This is a genomic window from Pseudoalteromonas sp. CR1, from assembly GCF_019392235.1.
GTDB lineage: Bacteria > Pseudomonadota > Gammaproteobacteria > Enterobacterales > Alteromonadaceae > Pseudoalteromonas.
Window position 1 is genome coordinate 1 of the sequence record NZ_JAHXRM010000590.1, and the last position, 240, is coordinate 240.

The window sequence follows — 240 nt, forward strand, 5'->3', positions numbered from 1 at the left end:
GTGAAACTTTCCGTGTCCCTTCGGCGCTGCTGGCGCGGTACGGGCTCGTTCAAATTGTTCACCTGGTCGCGGCTCAGCCCACCAGAACACTTTTTTTGATCGCTTTACGCTGCGCGCCTTGGGTAGTGGCCACCCATCTGAACCGTTTAGGCCGGTTCATCGCTGCCTTCCATCTGACCGGTATTTATCCGGCGATGGGCAAAATATAGGGCAGCCTTTATTTTGAGTCAACAGGTATGC

At 54.6% G+C, this 240-nt stretch carries 1 protein-coding gene; it reads left to right on the forward strand.

Going from position 1 to position 240, the window contains the following annotated elements:
- Positions 1–209: hypothetical protein (locus KZZ04_RS20660; RefSeq protein WP_219424099.1), on the forward strand; the 209-nt coding region annotated here is incomplete at its 5' end.
- Positions 210–240 lie beyond the last annotated feature (31 nt).